Genomic DNA, 17,289 nt, shown 5'->3' with positions numbered 1-17,289 from the left:
ATAGATTACTCATGTTATACCCCTGAAACTCAGGGGCTTGAATCATGCAGCCGAGATGACGGCAACCAAATTAATGGGTCCAGAACCTAACCCCTTGGTTTGCGAAATGTGACCAATCGCCATATCGCCCACATCATTCGCAAGTTTTGCGACCGTCTTGTTGCTGACTTTGAAAATTCGCTCGCAGGCGCGCTGAGACATGCACTCGGTCAGGGAGTGAACGATTCCTTCGCGCTTTTCTTGGCTCAGTCGGTTCACTTTCCCTCCTCTATTCACGGCATTTTCGTCTACCTACATCCTCAAATAGTATCAATGCAACTATTTTCGTATCGACGATACGTTTTTGGCATGCTAAGGTCGTGCAGGATGTGATCGGAGGTGGGATGTGATCGGAGGTGGGAAATGCATTTAGCAGCAATGGGGGATGGTTGGCAGACTGTGCCTTCCACATTTGAAGCAAGAGACGTCCTCAACATCACCGGGCTACCTCAGTCGCTACTCCGACTCTGGAGAAAAAGAGGCTATCTGCCAGAAAAGGAGCGAGGGCGATGGGCAAAGCACGACACCAAAGAAATCATGGACGCTTATTTGCTTTTTGCTCTCTCCCGGCTCGGAGTAGCACCATCAGATGCCCGCCCCCTATTGGAAAGTCTTTCAAACGATCTATTGTTTTTTGCAGTAACTTCGGGAGATGGCGCGTGTGAGTTTGTCGGGCAATCTTCTGAAGTTGAGAAGCTTCGCCATCAGTTCGATGATGCGATGGATATCGCCCGTAGCATCGTAAATCCAGTGGATGAACGCCGCTTTCTTTTGTCAACTGGCGGTGCTTCCTTTTCGCGAGTTGGGGATCTCGCCGAACTCGTCGAGTCAGAACGGAACGAATACTTTTTTTGTATCGATCTCATTGCTGCTGGTAGGGGAATTGTTGAGCGAGCCAAAAAGCCGCTGTTATCATTTATCTACGGCCGTGATCAACAGACCTCGGCGCAAGTCAGACGCCTTTCACACGGACAAGGCTTTGATTGAGGCACGAAAACCAACGCGAAACCGACGCATTGTCAGAATCTGTAACATGTCATTTTCCATAGCACCCGGAATTCAAACTACCTCACGACCGGCGCAACGCTGGGCAATGATGTGAACCTGCGCGATGTCGAAGGACGTTCAGCTCTGTTGCTGAGCAAAGCCAAGGACAACAACGCTTCCTGCGCGATCGGGCCAATGATCCGGTTGTTCGACGATGGGTTCACTCTGGACGAAGTGCGTCAGGCTGAACTGACGCTGACCGTCACCGGACCGGATGGGTTTGTCCTGAACGGCAGCTCATCCATGTCCCAAATCAGCCGCGATCCTGCCGATCTTGTGAAACAGGCAATCGGACGCCACCACCAATATCCTGACGGGCTGATGCTGTTCCTTGGCACACTGTTCGCCCCAACCCAGGACCGAGATACTCCGGGGGGCGGGTTCACGCACAAGCTTGGCGACGTCGTCACCATCGCCAACACCCGTCTTGGAGCGCTGACAAACACCGTGCGCCTGTCGACCGAATGCCCCGAATGGACCTTTGGGGCGTCACACCTGATGCGAAACCTCGCCCATCGCGGCCTGCTGTAAGAGAGAACGAATATGTTGACTGGAAAACACCTGATCGCTGGCGAATGGGTCGGCGCAGATGCGACTTTTGCATCCGAACCTGCGCATGGACCAAGCCATGATTTTTCTGTGGGGACAGCGGCATTGGTCGATACCGCAGTAGAAGCGGCCGAGGCGGCGTTTGCCACTTTCGGGTGGTCTTCTCGTACCGAACGCGCAGCGCTTCTACGCAAGATCGCGGATGAGATTGATGCGCGCGGGGATGCCATCACCGAAATTGGCTCTCAGGAAACCGGCTTGCCCGAGGCACGTCTGCAGGGGGAACGTGGCCGTACGGTCGGCCAGCTGCGTCTTTTCGCGGATCACATCGAAGCGGGTGATTATCTGGACATGCGCCATGACTCGGCCATGCCGGATCGCGCACCCCTGCCTCGCCCCGACTTGCGTATGGTCCAGCGCCCGTTGGGTCCTGTTGCGGTGTTCGGCGCGTCGAACTTCCCGTTGGCCTTCTCGGTTGCGGGGGGCGATACGGCGGCGGCACTGGCCGCGGGATGCCCGGTTGTCGTCAAAGGGCATTCCGCCCATCCCGGCACGGGCGAGATCGTGGCGCAGGCCATCGACGACGCCATCAAGGCAACCGGGGTTCATCCCGGAGTGTTTTCGCTTGTTCAGGGCGGCAAACGCGATGTGGGCACGCGTCTGGTTCAGCATCCGCTGATCCGGGCGGTCGGCTTTACCGGCAGCCTGGCGGGCGGGCGCGCCCTGTTTGACCTGTGCGCGCAACGGGACGAACCCATTCCGTTCTTTGGCGAGCTGGGCTCGGTCAATCCAATGTTTATCTTGCCGCAAGCTGCAGCCGCGCGCGGGGCTGAGATTGGCGCGGGCTGGTCAGGATCGCTGACGATGGGCGCGGGCCAGTTCTGTACCAATCCCGGCATTGCAGTAATCATTGACGGGCCCGATGCAGATGCGTTTCAGACGGCCGCCGAGACCGGCCTATCCGCCGTGGCCGAACAGACAATGCTGACCGATGGAATTGCGGCCGCGTATCGCGACGGCGTTTCGCGCGTCGCCGCGGGAACTGGTGTTTCCAAGATCATGGGCACCAATTGCGAGACGCGCGATGCCGCGCCTTACCTGTTCGCTGTTTCCGGCGATGACTGGCTGGCCGATCACAAGCTGCAGGAAGAGGTATTCGGACCATTGGGCATTATCGTGCGCGTGAAAGACACCTCTCAGATGCAACAGATCGCGCAGGCCATCGAAGGGCAGCTAACCTGTACCCTGCATCTGAACGCAGGCGACAAACCAGAGGCTCAGGCGCTGCTTCCGCTGCTTGAACGAAAGGCGGGGCGCCTACTGGCCAACAGTTTCCCGACCGGCGTTGAAGTGTGCGACAGCATGGTTCACGGCGGTCCCTACCCCGCCTCAACCAACTTTGGCGCAACATCCGTGGGCACATTGTCGATCCGCCGTTTCTTGCGGCCGGTTTGCTATCAGGACATTCCAACCGACCTTTTGCCCGAGAAACTGTGAGGCAACCAATGACGACATTCGAACCATCCAACCGGCTTGCGGGCAAAACCGCTCTGATCACAGCTGCCGGGCAAGGCATTGGCCGAGCAACCGCTGAATTGTTTGTAGCCGAAGGCGCACGCGTGATCGCCAGCGACATCAACGATGTTTCGCTTGCAGAATTAGGCGGTATCGCGGGTATCGAGCCGCTCAAGCTGGACGTAACAGACAATGAGGCTGTGACCGCCGCTGTGGTCGACCTGCCGAAACTGGACGTTCTGTTTAACTGTGCGGGCTATGTTGCGGGAGGCTCAATCCTTGAGTGCAGCGAAAAAGACTGGGACTTCAGTTTCGGCCTCAACGTCAAAGCCATGTTCAGACTGATCCGCCTGACCCTTCCAGGAATGCTGGAAGCAGGCGGTGGATCAATCATCAACATGTCGTCGGTCGCATCATCCATGAAGGGCGTGCCGAACCGATTTGCATATTGCGCATCAAAGGCAGCGGTCATTGGCCTGACCAAATCCGTCGCGGCCGATTTCGTAACTCAAGGCATCCGATGCAACGCGATTTGTCCCGGAACCGTCGATAGCCCCAGCTTGCATGACAGGCTGCGCGCCACTGGTGACTATGAACGAGCAATGACAGATTTCATTGCCCGTCAACCGATGGGTCGTATTGGTACAACGGAAGAAATCGCAGAACTGGCTCTGTATTTGGCCAGTGATGCAAGCAAATTCACATCGGGTCAGCCTTTTGCCATTGATGGCGGCTGGACGATCTGAGCAGGAAGGAACCTTACAATGAAACTGCTACGTTATGGCGCCAAGGGCGCTGAAAAACCCGGTATTTTGTCGTCGGACGGCTCAGTTCGTGACCTTTCCGGTGTTGTCGATGACATCTCGGGCGACACGCTTGGAGACGCCGTTCTTGAGAAACTGCGGGCAACAGATGTGGACAGCCTGCCAGTGGTAGATGGAGATCAACGCATTGGTCCTTGCGTTGGCAATGTCGGAAAATTCATCTGCATAGGCCTGAACTATGCGGATCACGCGGCGGAAAGCGGCATGGACCTACCTGCTGAGCCAGTGATTTTCTTCAAAGCCACCTCGGCCATCATCGGTCCAAACGACACGGTCGAAATCCCGCGCGGGTCGGTCAAAACCGACTGGGAGGTAGAGCTCGGCGTTGTCATAGGCAAAGAGGCCAAATACGTATCTGAGGCCGAAGCCATGGATCACGTCGCCGGATATTGCGTAGTAAACGACCTGTCAGAGCGTGACTTTCAACTTCACCGCTCGGGCCAATGGGTCAAGGGAAAGTCCGCCGATACGTTTGGCCCGATCGGCCCCTGGCTGGTGACAAGAGACGAGGTGCCAGACCCGCAAAACCTGCCGATGTATCTTGAGGTGAACGGGCATCGGTATCAGGATGGTTCAACCAAAACGATGCATTTTGGTGTGGCAACTGTCATTTCGCATCTGTCGCAGTTTATGTCGCTGCAACCCGGGGACGTGATTTCGACAGGAACACCGCCTGGCGTGGGTATGGGGCAAGAACCTCAGACTTATCTTAAGCCAGGCGATACAATGGAACTGGGGATTGAGGGGCTGGGCGTCCAGCGACAGGATGTCATCGCTGGATAGTGGAAACTCAGCCATTGCCCGCTGTATCTCGACGCCACTGGTTACGGCAGCGACAACCGCAGTAAATTCGACAAGAGCACCATCCCGCATCAACTTGACGAGTCGCCCTCGATGTCTTGCAATTGCGGGATCCAAATCTCTGAACGCAGAGCTTAGAGAACGGAAATACCCTTGCTTCGTCGCTGCCCATCAACGACGAATACTCAACGACATCGGCAGCTATATAGCGGCGCGTCGACGCTGCACAGGACCCGCCTGCTTGCAGTCTAACGGATGTCACGAAATCTCGACCATGCATGTCCTTCTGTTAGTCCAACTAATTTGGCTGCCATGGCACAGACTAAATTTCTGCTTCTCCTCGACGGCTCCTACTGTTTGCAGACGCAGCTAACGTCTGCTTTCCGCCCGATACCGCGCCAGTCGTATGACCAGCGAACTCGCTAACGACCAAAAAGTCAAAAAACAGAAAAGTGAGGCACAGTATTGGGCACAAACCAATTTCCGAACACTACCCATTGACCCCATTTCCTTTATTTTGTTAATTTTCAATATGTTGACAAAAATCCTACCACCCCAGCCACATTTTCCCTACATGTGCTGTCCGGTATGAATCGCGACTTGTCCAGTTGGAAAAGCGTGCACATAGCGTTCGGGGTTGGGCTTGCACTTACGATCCGCCACGATCAACTACTCCGACGTCCCAAGGGAGACGAAGCCCCGTCCCGGTTCCGTCGCACCAAGAGATATCGCCCCGATCGCCGCATCCCCTCCTCCGGCCACAACGGGCACGCCAGGCTTCAACCCGGTCGCTTCTGCAGCCTGTGACGTCACAGTCCCAACCACACTGTGACCGTCAAACACTTGCGGCAGCCAGTCGAGCGCTACACCAGTGGCGTCCGCGATCCCGATATGCCAGTTGCGCGATGCCTGATCGAGCCACATTGTTCCCGCAGCATCGGACGCATCGTTGCCAGTTCACCATGCAGGCGTGGACCGATATAGTCCTTGGGCAGCAGGATATGGGCAAGCTGGGCATAGTGACCGGGTTCATTCTGTTTCAGCCATGAAATTTTGGGGGCAGTAAAACCGGGCAACGGAAGAACACCCGCGATATGACCAATCTGCGGCAGCGCTACGCGCAGTTCATCGCATTCGATTGCGGCCCTGCTGTCATTCCACAGGATTGCCGGGCGGATTGGGCACAGCGTACGGTCCAGCAAAACGGCACCGTGCATCTGTCCGGACAAATCGATGGTCTTCGCCTCTGACAGTGGGATTTGCTCTGCAAGCTGCTTCAACGCGTCACGCGTCGCCTGCCACCAAAGTTCTGGGTGCTGCTCTGACCAACCGGGTTGTGGCGAGGACGTCTCGATCCCTGCAGAAGATATCGCAAGAATACGATCAGTATCCGCGCAGACAATCTTGACCGCCGACGTTCCGATATCAATCCCGAGATACATTTTTATCCGTCGAACTGCACAAACGTCCGGAACTTGTCTGACTCTTGATTTTTTGTCGCGCGTAAAGAATATGTAAAAATAGGATAAGATCAAGACGGCTATGATCCGCAGGCAGACTTGCATGACCAAGATTAAGAATATGGAAGAGTTCGCGGCCCTCAGCGGCATCTCGCGGCCCACGGTATCCAAATACTTCCACGATCCCGACAGCGTTCGCCCAACGACAAGGGCGCGTATCGAAGAGGCGCTCGAACGGTTTGACTATCGCCCGAATATCTATGCTGTGAACCAGAACCGGAAGCTGACCAAGAATATCGGCATCGTCGTGCCCTATCTGGCCGATCCGTTCTTTGCCGAAATCGCGCGCTATCTGGAGCAAAGCTGTATTGCGGCAGGCTATCGCCCTTCCCTTTTTAGCGCCCACGGAGAACAAAAGCTGGAAAACGAAATTCTGGATGGGCTGCAATCCATGAAGCCCGCCGGGGTTTTGTTGGCACCCCTGGGTCGGATTTCAGACCGATCGGCGATTGAGAAGTTCTGCGTCAATGTACCGACTGTTCTGTTTGACAGTAACCTTGATGGGCTGGGTGCCGCGTTTATCGGATCGGACAATTTCAGCTTTGTGTCTCAGACAGTTGAATACATGACCCGGACGGGCGAGCCTCCATCATTCTTTGAAATGCGCACACCTGCGAACCCAAACGCCAACAAACGAAGGAAGGCCTATGTCGCCATGATGGAGCGCCTCGGGTTCGAGCCGCATATCATCAAAGTCGACGGGAAAGGATGGGCTTTCGAAGAGATTGGGCACAGAGGCGCGCTGAAAGTTCTTGAAGAGCGAGAATTGAAAACGAACTCCGTTCTGTGCAGCAATGACCGGCTGGCTATTGGCTTTCTTGCGGCCTGCTATGAACAGGGGATTCGGGTCGGCCGGAAGGAGGGCTGCACGCTGCGCGTGGCCTCAAATGACGATCATCCGTTCGCAAAGTTTACGTGCCCTTCTCTGACGACAGCCGCACATGACTACGACAACGTAGCCAGCCGAAGCGTCGAAACTTTATTCGAACTTATTGAAAACGGTGGAAAATTTGAATCACGAACTGAGACACTTTTCCCCGCTCGACTTGTTTTAAGGGACTCTGCGTAAATCATAATTTTAACGCGCGTAAAGTTTTTATTGACTGCGCGACAACTTTCACTCTACGCTCCCTGCACGACATCCAAGCTCAGGGAGGACAGGGATGTATCTGAAACACGCACTTCGTGCGGCGACTGCATTGACATTCGTCGCCACGGCAGCAGCCCACGCGCAATCCATCACCATAGCGACCGTGAACAACGGCGATATGATCCGGATGCAGGGCTATACCGACAAATTCACCGAGGCGACCGGCATTGACGTCGAATGGGTGACGTTAGAAGAAAACGTGCTGCGTCAGCGCGTAACTACCGACATCACCACCAAGGGCGGTACGTTCGACATCATGACCATCGGCATGTACGAAACGCCGATCTGGGGCGCGAATGGCTGGCTGGTGCCGCTGGATGGTTTGTCTGCTGAATATGATGTGGACGACATCTTGCCTGCCATGCGCAACGGGCTCAGCAATGACGGCACGCTCTATGCCGCCCCGTTCTATGGCGAAAGCTCGATGGTAATGTATCGCACCGACCTGATGGAAAAGGCCGGGCTTGAGATGCCCGACGCGCCTACATGGCAGTTCATCCGCGAAGCAGCTGCGGCGATGACTGACCGGGACAACGACATCAACGGTATCTGCCTACGCGGTAAAGCTGGTTGGGGCGAAGGTGGTGCCTTCATCACAGTGACCGGGAATTCCTTTGGTGCCCGTTGGTTCGATGAAGATTGGAAACCTCAGTTCGATCAGCCTCAGTGGAAAGAGGCTCTGACCTTCTTTGTCGATATGATGAACGAGTCAGGTCCTGCTGGGTATGCAACCAACGGCTTCAACGAAAACCTGTCACTATTCCAACAGGGCAAGTGCGGCATGTGGATCGACGCTACTGTTGCAGCGTCCTTCGTGACGAACCCGGACGACTCGACCGTGGCAGATCAGGTTGGCTTTGCACTGGCACCGAACTCAGAAGGTGTCGACAAGCGCGCCAATTGGCTCTGGGCATGGGCACTGGCCATCCCTGCGGGCACGCAGCAAGAAGATGCAGCCAAGCAGTTCATCGAATGGGCCACATCCAAGGATTACATCGAACTGGTGGCCGAGAACGAAGGCTGGGCCAATGTGCCTCCTGGCGCGCGAACCTCGTTGTACGAGAACCCCGAATACCAGAAGGTTCCGTTCGCCCAGAAAACGCTGGATTCGATCCTTGCAGCCGACCCGGATAACTGCTGCGCGCAACCGACGCCCTATGTTGGCATCCAGTTCGTCGCAATCCCGGAATTTGCAGGTATCGCCACGCAGGTAAGCCAGGAGTTCTCGGCAGTCTATGCCGGACAGCAATCCGTGGATGAAGCGCTGGCCAAAGCGCAGGCCTTCACCGCAGAAGAAATGGAAGCCGCAGGTTACTGAGGCATCCCTCCCCGCGGGCGGGCAGAGGTCTGCCCCCCGCTCCGCCCTTCCACAACTCGCGTTTTTCTCGCAGGCTGGGTTACGCCTGAACAGAGAGGGTTTGCGTTATGGCTACTCAACATTCCCGATCCGTTGCTCGCCTGATGATGGCACCTGCAGTGGTCCTGCTACTTGGCTGGATGCTCGTGCCGCTGACGATGACGCTGTATTTTTCCTTCAAGAAATACCTACCGCTGCGCGGTGGGGATCTGGGCTGGGTCGGGTTCGACAACTATGTCCGGTTCGTCTCGTCCAGCTCCTTCTGGCCCGCTGTGCAGGCGACGCTGGTGATCGTAGGCGGTGTGCTGGTGATCACAGTGGTGCTGGGCATCCTTCTGGCGATGCTGCTGGACCAGCCCATGTGGGGTCAGGGTGTTGTCCGCATCCTCGTGATCGCACCCTTCTTCGTCATGCCGACGGTTTCTGCGCTGGTCTGGAAGAATATGTTCATGGACCCAGTCAATGGCTTGCTGGCCCATCTGTGGCGCTTTTTCGGGGCCGAGCCAATCTCATGGCTCTCCGAGGCGTCGATGACGTCGATCATCATGATCGTCTCATGGCAGTGGCTGCCGTTCGCGACGCTGATCCTGCTGACCGCAATTCAGTCGCTGGACAGTGAGCAGCTGGAAGCAGCCGAAATGGATGGTGCCCCGGTGCTGAAGCGGTTCTATCACATCGTTCTGCCGCACCTCAGCCGCGCGATAACCATCGTGATCCTGATCCAGACGATCTTTCTTCTGTCGATCTTCGCCGAGATCTTCGTGACCACCGGCGGTGCATTCGGCACCCGCACCCTCACCTACCTGATCTTCCAGCGCGTGCTGGAAAGCCAGAATGTCGGCCTTGGATCAGCCGGAGGTGTCTACGCCATCATCCTTGCCAACATCGTCGCCATCTTTCTGATGCGCATCGTCGGCAAAAATCTGGACGCGTGAGGAGGAACGACCATGGCCCGCGCCGTCACATCCCGTCGTAAATCGCTGAACACCGCCCTTGCCTGGGCCGTTGGTCTGCTGATCTTTTTCCCGATCCTCTGGACGATCCTGACCAGCTTCAAAACCGAAGCGCAGGCCATCGCAAGCCCACCGCTGTTTCTGAACTTCGATTGGACGCTTGAGAACTATGCCATCGTACAGGAACGTTCCGATTACATGCGGTTCCTGTGGAATTCGGTGATCATCGCAGGTGGATCAACCATTCTTGGCGTGATCATCGCGGTTCCCGCAGCCTGGGCGATGGCTTTCGTCCCGTCCAAGCGGACCAAGGACATCCTGCTATGGATGCTGTCCACCAAAATGCTACCTGCAGTGGGTGTTCTCTACCCGATCTATCTGCTGTTCATCCGGTTGGGTCTACTGGACACGCGCGGGGGGCTGGTCGTGGTGCTGATGCTGATCAACCTGCCGATCATCGTCTGGATGCTTTACACCTATTTCCGCGAAATTCCCGGTGAGATTCTGGAAGCCGCCCGGATGGATGGTGCCACGCTGAAAGAGGAAATCCTCTATGTGCTGACGCCCATGGCCGTGCCCGGCATCGCCTCGACGGTTTTGCTGAACTTCATCCTTGCATGGAATGAGGCGTTTTGGACGCTCAACCTGACGGCCGTTGACGCGGCCCCGCTGACCGCCTTCATCGCCAGCTATTCCAGCCCCGAAGGCCTGTTCTTCGCCAAGCTCAGCGCGGCATCGACCATGGCGATTGCACCAATCCTCATTCTTGGCTGGTTCAGCCAGAAACAACTTGTCCGTGGCCTGACTTTCGGCGCTGTGAAATAAGGAAGACGACTTATGGGACGTATTCAACTCAAGTCAGTGACCAAAAGCTTCGGCGACGTTGAGGTCATTCCACCGCTGGACTTGACCATAGGAGACGGAGAATTCACCGTCTTCGTCGGCCCCTCGGGTTGCGGCAAGTCCACTCTGCTGCGGCTCATTGCAGGGCTGGAGGATATCACGTCGGGCTCCATCGACATTGATGGCGCGGATGCAACAGACGTGCCGCCCGCCAAACGTGGTCTGGCCATGGTGTTCCAGTCTTATGCTCTGTACCCGCATATGACGGTGCGCAAAAACATCGCCTTTCCCCTGCGCATGGCCAAGCTGGATCAGGCCGAAATCGACAAACGTGTCGAGGGCGCGGCAAGCGTCCTGAATCTGAGCGATTATCTGGATCGTCGCCCGGGGCAGCTGTCGGGTGGGCAGCGTCAGCGTGTCGCCATTGGTCGTGCCATTGTTCGTGAGCCCTCAGCATTCCTGTTCGACGAGCCCCTTTCGAACCTCGACGCAGCCTTGCGCGTTGGCATGCGGTTGGAGATCAGCGAACTTCACGAACGCCTGGCGACCACGATGATCTACGTGACCCACGATCAGGTTGAGGCAATGACCATGGCCGATAAAATCGTCGTGCTTCAGGCCGGTGTGATCGAACAGGTCGGCAGCCCTCTGGAGCTTTACCGTACGCCACGCAACCTGTTTGTTGCAGGGTTCATCGGCTCGCCCAAGATGAACTTCATTGAAGGTGAAGAGGCCGCGAAACACGATGCCCAGACCATTGGCATCCGTCCTGAACACATCACCGTTTCCGAAACCGGAGGTGAATGGTCCGGAGTGGTCAGCGTCTCTGAGCACCTTGGCTCGGACACCTTCTTTCACGTCCACGAGACCGGCCTTGCTGAGACAATCACAGTCCGTGCAGATGGCGAAGTGGGCTTCCGCCACGGGGATCGCATTCATATGACACCGCGGGCTGACGTAATCCACCGGTTCGACGCGAAAGGCTTGCGGATCGAATGACACGCTTGGCTGGCAAAACCGCCCTGATCACCGGGGCTGCGCGAGGCATCGGATTGGCCTTTGCCAAAGCTTACGTCACCGAGGGCGCACGTGTTGCCATCGCAGACATCGACATCCAACGCGCGAGAGACGCAGCTTCTGAGATCGGTGAGGCTGCTTTGGCTATCGAGATGGATGTGACCAACCAGCAGAGCATAGATGAGGCGGTGGCAAAAACAGCTGCCCATTTCGGTCTCATTGATATCTTGATAAACAACGCAGCCATCTTCACCGCCGCACCAATCGTTGAGATCGAGCGCATGGATTATGACCGCGTTTTTGACATCAACGTTGCTGGCACCTTGTTCACCATGCAAGCCGTCGCGCGCCACATGATTGAAAAAGGGACCAGAGGCCGGATCATCAATATGGCGTCACAGGCCGGGCGAAGAGGTGAACCTTTGGTCGCTATCTACTGCGCCAGCAAGGCGGCAATCATTTCTCTGACTCAATCGGCGGGGCTGAACCTGATATCTCACGGTATCAACGTGAACGCGATTGCCCCCGGTGTCGTCGATGGCGAACACTGGGACGGCGTAGATGCGTTCTTCGCAAAACACGAAGGCAAACCCCCCGGCCAAAAGAAACGCGAAGTCGCCGCAACCGTCCCTTATGGTCGCATGGGCCGGGCAGATGACCTGACCGGGATGGCGGTATTCCTGGCTTCTGACGATGCCAATTACATCGTCGCACAAACCTACAATGTAGACGGCGGAAACTGGATGAGCTGATGGATCCTGCAGCGAATGCAAAAACTCCGGTGCGACTGCGACTCGACAGCCTTGCAGACCTGCCCGCTAACGTCAGGCACCCTGCCTATCAGCGGTCGGACCTGACGCCGGGCATCGTCCATATCGGGCTTGGTAATTTTCACCGTGCGCATCAAGCGTGGTACATTCACCAGTTAATGCAGCAAGGCCAAGCCCATGATTGGGCGATCATCGGGGCCGGCATGCGAAACTACGATGCGGAGATGAGAGAGCGTCTGCTGGCACAGGACTGTCTGACCACGTTGATTGAACTAGACCCCACAAGGACATCCGCCGAGGTCATTGGTCCGATGGTTGACTATTTACCGATTGAGGCAGGTAATGTTGCCTTAATCCGGAAGATGGCCGACCCTGCCATTCGTATTGTTTCTCTCACAGTTACCGAAGGCGGGTACTATCTGATCACCAACACCGGTGCGCTTAACACCGATCACCAAGATATTCGCTACGATGCGGCAAACCCCAACCTGCCTCGAACCGCCTTTGGCTCCATAGTCGCGGCACTCAAACAGCGCCGAGCAAATGGCCTCAAACCCTTCACCGCGCTAAGCTGCGACAACCTTCAGGGCAACGGCACAATCCTGCGGAACTGCGTAGTTGGCTTGGCGCGCATGTCTGATCCTGGTCTGGCCAACTGGATTGATCAAAACGGCGCGTTTCCCAACTCGATGGTAGATTGCATCGTGCCAGCAACGACTGACGAGTTGGTATCGCAATGCCATATCCTTGGTGTGGATGACCGCGCTCCTGTCTCGCACGAGAACTTTCGTCAATGGGTGATCGAGGATGAATTCTGCGCCGGGCGACCACCCCTCGAGCAGGTCGGGGTAACGCTGACCCAGAATGTTCACAGCTATGAGTCAATGAAACTCCGCATTTTGAACGGAGGCCACCAGCTTCTCGCAAACGTTGGGGAAATTTTGAATGTCCCGACGATTTCATCCTGCATGCAGGATCCGGACATCCTGGCATTCTTCAGAACGGTTCAGATCGAAGAGATTCTGCCTCATGTCGAAGCTGTCCCCGAAACGACAGCGAAAGAGTACCTTGAGTTGGTTGAGAGGCGATTTGCAAACACAGCGATTCATGACACAACGCGCAGGGTCGCGTTCGACGGATCGGCGCGGCATCCGGGATTTCTACTGCCATCACTACGTGATGCACTTGCATCGGGCTCTTCAGTAATCGGGCTTGCGCTGGCCGAAGCATTCTGGTGCCGGATGTGTGCGGGGGTTCGTGAAGACGGTTCCGAAATCGCCCCGAATGATCCCCTTTGGGAAAATCTATGTGAAACCGCGTTGGCTGCCAGAACCGATCCAGGACTGTGGCTCGAACAAAGTCTGTACAGCGGTGACTTTGACCGCGGCACACAATTTTCCAACGCCTTTTCCTCGTGGCTAACCAAGATCTGGCAGCGTGGTAGCCGAGCAGTATTAGCTGAGTATGTCGCGACCAATTCATTGTCGCACTAACTTCGCGTTACTTCGATCAATGGGTCGCGGACACACATTGTTGTTTTAGGATGGAACGGCAATGTCCGCCTCAGACACTCGGCGTTCGAAAAATACTGTTACAGCCACAGCCTGCTTCCCTCCGATCCCGCAAAACATCGAATGACCGACAAGGCACCAAATACCAAAGTGATCAAAAGCAGAAATGTGCGACACGAAACTCGACTCAAACCGACTTACGAGCACTGCCAATTGAGCAAAATTCCTTTATATTTTTAAATTTCAATATGTTGACAATAGACCCTGCCACTCCAGCCACGAATTCACGAAAACCAATGAAACCTAGGGGCAAAATCTGTGCCTGACACGCAGTGTGTACCAGTCCTCAGTCACTGTAGATCAGAGTGCAACGCACCCCAATGCGCGAAAGCGCGCTGACACGTCCGGTCAATATCTAATCACAGCTCTGATCTTTGAATCCGTCGAGCGGCCGGTCGAAATGGCACCGGAGAGAGAAATCGTGCTCGTTCGGTCCAGCATGTAAGGACGCGGAGTTGAATTGGCAACTTGATGCGCCGCTGAGAACCGAGGTTTCAAGCACCAGACAAACTCAAATCTTAAGTCGCGATCACGCCAGGCGAATTGAATCTTACCTGACTGGGCCAAGCCCCATCCGACCGCGTGCAGTTAGCGACGCATCGATTGTCCGTTGTGGAACAAGTGCACCTTTTCCGGAGGGGCAGTGACGGATACGCTTTGCCCTCGCAGATTGCGCTGAACTCCCGGCAGTTTAGCGATCACTGCCTCTCGTCCCTCGGGCGCTGCAAAGTAAAGCAATGTAACCTCACCCAGAGCTTCGGCGAAATCCACAACACCTGAGTAGATCGCGCCGGCCTCAGTCATCTCCAGATCTTCGGGCCGAACGCCGATATTGACCTGTTTGCCTTCATCCACTGCCTCTGTCGGGATGGATGAAATCGCAACACCGCCGTCGTCCAGTGTTACGGTCGTCGTCTCTCCGGTCGAGGTGATAGTGCCCGGCAACAGGTTCATTGCGGGCGAACCAATGAACTGCGCGACGAATTCATTGTCAGGCGTCTCATACAATTCCAGCGGAGTACCAACCTGTGCGATTCCTTTGTTGGCCAGAACGACGATGCGGCTGGCGAGCGTCATCGCCTCAACCTGATCGTGGGTAACGTAGATCATCGTGCTGTCAGGCATCGCTTCTTTCAGCCGAGCGATCTCGATCCGCGTGGCCACACGTAGGGCGGCATCCAAGTTCGAAAGCGGCTCGTCAAACAGATAGACCTTCGGATCGCGAACGATGGCACGACCGATGGCTACGCGTTGGCGCTGACCGCCGGACAACGCCTTGGGCAGGCGATCTAGCAAGGGCTCAAGCTGCAAGATCTGCGCCGCACGTTCTACTGCGGCATCAACCTCGGCACTGGGCAACTTGGCGATCTTGAGCGCGAAGGCCATGTTCTCGCGCACCGTCATATGCGGATAAAGCGCATAGGACTGGAACACCATCGCGATGCCTCGCTGTGCGGGTGGTACGTCATTGACCACCTGCCCTTCGATCTCAAGCGTTCCGCCCGTGATCTTTTCAAGGCCCGCGATCATCCGCAGCAGAGTAGACTTGCCGCAACCTGATGGGCCGACGAAGACAATCAATTCGCCTTGCTCGATCTCGAGATCGATATGTTTCAGAACATCGACCGGCCCATAGGATTTGGCCACATCTGTAAGCTTGAGTTCCGACATGGTTTACCTCTTTTCCCGAGCCAATAGACAGAATTGAGCGGCGTTCAGCATCAACGTGCCTTCCCCGCGAACGCCGCCCAACATCTCCCCGATTACTTTCCAGTCGCCTTCTGGCAGTGTCACGTCCACCGGATCGTCACCCAGATTGAAGGCGCAGAAAACCTGCTCTGCTTCATCCTCGCGGGTGAAGGTCAAGACCGAACCGATTTGTGACATCCCTGTCTGCTTGCCGGACATCAGTGCCGAGTGCGAATGGCGCAAAGCAATCGCATGGCGGTAGTGGTGCAGCATCGACGCCGGGTCTTGTTCCAACCGGTCCACCGCCCGCTCAGCTTGAGTGGCACTGACCGGCAACCAGGGGCGACCCGCGCTGAACCCGGATTGTTCGTCCTGCGCGGCCCAGACCATTGGTGTGCGACATCCGTCACGGCCTTTGAATTCAGGCCAGAATTCGATGCCATAAGGGTCTTGCAAATCCTCGAACGCAACATCCGCCTCGGGAAGACCCAGTTCCTCTCCCTGATACAGGCAGGCCGAGCCACGCAGGCACATCATGAGAACAGCGTGCTGCCGGACAGCTGCATCGTCCAAACCCCAACGCGAAGCATGGCGTTGCACGTCGTGGTTCGAGAAGGCCCAACAGGGCCATGCATCACCCGCCTTGTCCTCAAGCTGGTCAAAAACCTGCTTTGCGTAAGCTGCCGTCAAAGCCCGCTTTTCAAGGAATTCGAAGGCATAGCACATGTGCATCCGCTTATCACCACTGGTGTATTCCCCCATGATCTCCAACCCGCGCTGTGCGTCACCGACCTCACCCAGACAGGCGCGGCCTTCATATTCGTCAGTCAGGGCGCGCAGCCGTTCTAGGAAGGCGATATTCTCGGGCTGGCTTTTGGAATAGAGGTGGTCCTGATGGTTATACGGGTTCACCATCGGGGCAATTGACGCGTTGCGTTGATCCATCGGCAGGCCGGGATTGTCGCGCAGCTGGGCATCGTGGAAATAGAAGTTGATCGTGTCCAGACGAAACCCATCAACTCCCAAATCCAACCAGAACCGGGCGACATCCAGCAGGGCATCCTGAACATCTTTGCAATGGAAATTCAGATCGGGCTGTGACGTGAGGAAGTTGTGCAGATAATACTGCAGACGCCGCGCATCCCACTGCCAGGCCGAGCCGCCAAAGATCGAAAGCCAGTTATTCGGAGGTGTCCCGTCCGGTTTGGGATCAGCCCAGACATACCAATCGGATTTCGGGTTCTCGCGGCTGGCGCGGCTTTCACTGAACCATGGATGCTGATCCGACGTATGCGAAAGCACGAGGTCGATCATCACCTTCAGACCATGCGCATGAGCCTGATCCAAAAGTTCTTTGAAATCCGCCATGGTGCCGAACATCGGATCGACATCGCGGTAGTCGCTGACGTCATAACCGAAATCCTTCATCGGAGATTTGAAGAACGGCGATATCCAGATCGCATCAACCCCCAGTGAGGCGATATAGCCAAGCCGCTGTGTGATGCCCTTGAGGTCTCCGATCCCGTCGCCATTGCTGTCCTGAAAGCTGCGCGGATAGATCTGATAGATCACCCCGCCCCGCCACCAGTCTGACGCCGCTTTGGTTGCTTCAAATGCTGTCACGTTGGTCTGCACGTTCATCAC

General features: G+C 56.1%; 13 protein-coding genes and 2 pseudogenes. 12 read left to right on the top strand and 3 right to left on the bottom strand.

The window, feature by feature from the left end; genetic code table 11:
- The first annotated feature begins 402 nt into the window (after positions 1 to 402).
- The 5 genes and pseudogenes from ACR0MQ_RS14395 to ACR0MQ_RS14375 all read left to right on the top strand — a co-directional run bounded on the left by ACR0MQ_RS14395 (position 403) and on the right by ACR0MQ_RS14375 (position 4,757).
- The gene (locus tag ACR0MQ_RS14395; RefSeq protein ID WP_480608925.1) at positions 403 to 1,026 is read left to right on the top strand and encodes a hypothetical protein; all 624 of its coding nucleotides are present in this window, start codon (positions 403 to 405) and stop codon (positions 1,024 to 1,026) included.
- A 90-nt stretch (positions 1,027 to 1,116) separates the two neighbouring features.
- Positions 1,117 to 1,617, top strand: a pseudogene (locus ACR0MQ_RS14390) (fumarylacetoacetate hydrolase family protein); the annotation flags it as partial.
- 12 nt (positions 1,618 to 1,629) lie between these two features.
- Positions 1,630 to 3,132 (top strand): aldehyde dehydrogenase (NADP(+)), encoded by a 1,503-nt coding sequence (locus tag ACR0MQ_RS14385; protein ID WP_170775156.1) that lies wholly within the window; start codon positions 1,630 to 1,632, stop codon positions 3,130 to 3,132.
- An 8-nt stretch (positions 3,133 to 3,140) separates the two neighbouring features.
- Positions 3,141 to 3,896 (top strand): SDR family oxidoreductase, encoded by a 756-nt coding sequence (locus tag ACR0MQ_RS14380; protein ID WP_170775157.1) that lies wholly within the window; start codon positions 3,141 to 3,143, stop codon positions 3,894 to 3,896.
- Between the two features lie 18 nt (positions 3,897 to 3,914).
- The gene (locus ACR0MQ_RS14375) at positions 3,915 to 4,757 is read left to right on the top strand and encodes a fumarylacetoacetate hydrolase family protein (protein WP_170775160.1); all 843 of its coding nucleotides are present in this window, start codon (positions 3,915 to 3,917) and stop codon (positions 4,755 to 4,757) included.
- A gap of 687 nt (positions 4,758 to 5,444) precedes the next feature.
- On the opposite strand, the pseudogene ACR0MQ_RS14370 reads toward ACR0MQ_RS14375, so the two are convergent.
- Positions 5,445 to 6,217 (bottom strand): annotated as a pseudogene (locus ACR0MQ_RS14370) (FGGY family carbohydrate kinase).
- A 121-nt stretch (positions 6,218 to 6,338) separates the two neighbouring features.
- Between ACR0MQ_RS14370 and ACR0MQ_RS14365 the strand changes: the two are divergent.
- The 7 genes from ACR0MQ_RS14365 (at position 6,339) to ACR0MQ_RS14335 (ending at position 13,878) form a co-directional block, all read left to right on the top strand.
- Entirely contained in the window at positions 6,339 to 7,364 is a 1,026-nt protein-coding gene (locus ACR0MQ_RS14365; protein ID WP_010443325.1) for a LacI family DNA-binding transcriptional regulator, read from the top strand.
- A 94-nt stretch (positions 7,365 to 7,458) separates the two neighbouring features.
- Complete coding sequence (locus tag ACR0MQ_RS14360) at positions 7,459 to 8,763, top strand: ABC transporter substrate-binding protein (RefSeq protein ID WP_480608920.1); 1,305 nt, start codon at positions 7,459 to 7,461, stop codon at positions 8,761 to 8,763.
- A 107-nt stretch (positions 8,764 to 8,870) separates the two neighbouring features.
- Complete coding sequence (locus ACR0MQ_RS14355; RefSeq protein WP_010443327.1) at positions 8,871 to 9,737, top strand: carbohydrate ABC transporter permease; 867 nt, start codon at positions 8,871 to 8,873, stop codon at positions 9,735 to 9,737.
- A 12-nt stretch (positions 9,738 to 9,749) separates the two neighbouring features.
- Positions 9,750 to 10,580 (top strand): carbohydrate ABC transporter permease, encoded by an 831-nt coding sequence (locus ACR0MQ_RS14350; RefSeq protein ID WP_010443328.1) that lies wholly within the window; start codon positions 9,750 to 9,752, stop codon positions 10,578 to 10,580.
- Between the two features lie 12 nt (positions 10,581 to 10,592).
- Positions 10,593 to 11,597, top strand: coding sequence for an ABC transporter ATP-binding protein (locus ACR0MQ_RS14345; RefSeq protein ID WP_480608918.1), 1,005 nt, complete (start codon positions 10,593 to 10,595; stop codon positions 11,595 to 11,597).
- Entirely contained in the window at positions 11,594 to 12,367 is a 774-nt protein-coding gene (locus tag ACR0MQ_RS14340; protein ID WP_170543170.1) for an L-iditol 2-dehydrogenase, read from the top strand. Before ACR0MQ_RS14345 ends, ACR0MQ_RS14340 begins: the two co-directional genes overlap by 4 nt.
- On the top strand, positions 12,367 to 13,878 hold the full coding sequence (locus ACR0MQ_RS14335; RefSeq protein WP_480608914.1) for a mannitol dehydrogenase family protein: 1,512 nt from the start codon (positions 12,367 to 12,369) through the stop codon (positions 13,876 to 13,878). The genes ACR0MQ_RS14340 and ACR0MQ_RS14335 overlap by 1 nt, the downstream gene beginning before the upstream one ends.
- 666 nt (positions 13,879 to 14,544) lie before the next feature.
- On the opposite strand, the gene ACR0MQ_RS14330 is transcribed toward ACR0MQ_RS14335, so the two are convergent.
- Together ACR0MQ_RS14330 and ACR0MQ_RS14325 are read right to left on the bottom strand one after the other, a co-directional pair.
- Positions 14,545 to 15,627, bottom strand: coding sequence for an ABC transporter ATP-binding protein (locus tag ACR0MQ_RS14330; RefSeq protein WP_480608912.1), 1,083 nt, complete (start codon positions 15,625 to 15,627; stop codon positions 14,545 to 14,547).
- Between the two features lie 3 nt (positions 15,628 to 15,630).
- Positions 15,631 to 17,286, bottom strand: a complete 1,656-nt coding sequence (locus ACR0MQ_RS14325; protein WP_480608909.1) for an alpha-glucosidase — start codon at positions 17,284 to 17,286, stop codon at positions 15,631 to 15,633.
- Positions 17,287 to 17,289 lie beyond the last annotated feature (3 nt).

The sequence above is a fragment of the Ruegeria sp. AN6 genome, assembly GCF_056540425.1.
This window is presented reverse-complemented; position numbering and strand designations above follow the sequence as displayed.

Excerpts from the sequence above, each read along its gene's own strand:
- ACR0MQ_RS14395 (WP_480608925.1), top strand. The coding sequence starts at position 403 with ATGCATTTAGCAGCAATGGGGGATGGTTGGCAGACTGTGCCTTCCACA.
- ACR0MQ_RS14385 (WP_170775156.1), top strand. The coding sequence starts at position 1,630 with ATGTTGACTGGAAAACACCTGATCGCTGGCGAATGGGTCGGCGCAGAT.
- ACR0MQ_RS14380 (WP_170775157.1), top strand. The coding sequence starts at position 3,141 with ATGACGACATTCGAACCATCCAACCGGCTTGCGGGCAAAACCGCTCTG.
- ACR0MQ_RS14375 (WP_170775160.1), top strand. The coding sequence starts at position 3,915 with ATGAAACTGCTACGTTATGGCGCCAAGGGCGCTGAAAAACCCGGTATT.
- ACR0MQ_RS14365 (WP_010443325.1), top strand. The coding sequence starts at position 6,339 with ATGACCAAGATTAAGAATATGGAAGAGTTCGCGGCCCTCAGCGGCATC.
- ACR0MQ_RS14360 (WP_480608920.1), top strand. The coding sequence starts at position 7,459 with ATGTATCTGAAACACGCACTTCGTGCGGCGACTGCATTGACATTCGTC.
- ACR0MQ_RS14355 (WP_010443327.1), top strand. The coding sequence starts at position 8,871 with ATGGCTACTCAACATTCCCGATCCGTTGCTCGCCTGATGATGGCACCT.
- ACR0MQ_RS14350 (WP_010443328.1), top strand. The coding sequence starts at position 9,750 with ATGGCCCGCGCCGTCACATCCCGTCGTAAATCGCTGAACACCGCCCTT.
- ACR0MQ_RS14345 (WP_480608918.1), top strand. The coding sequence starts at position 10,593 with ATGGGACGTATTCAACTCAAGTCAGTGACCAAAAGCTTCGGCGACGTT.
- ACR0MQ_RS14340 (WP_170543170.1), top strand. The coding sequence starts at position 11,594 with ATGACACGCTTGGCTGGCAAAACCGCCCTGATCACCGGGGCTGCGCGA.
- ACR0MQ_RS14335 (WP_480608914.1), top strand. The coding sequence starts at position 12,367 with ATGGATCCTGCAGCGAATGCAAAAACTCCGGTGCGACTGCGACTCGAC.
- ACR0MQ_RS14330 (WP_480608912.1), bottom strand. The coding sequence starts at position 15,627 with ATGTCGGAACTCAAGCTTACAGATGTGGCCAAATCCTATGGGCCGGTC.
- ACR0MQ_RS14325 (WP_480608909.1), bottom strand. The coding sequence starts at position 17,286 with ATGAACGTGCAGACCAACGTGACAGCATTTGAAGCAACCAAAGCGGCG.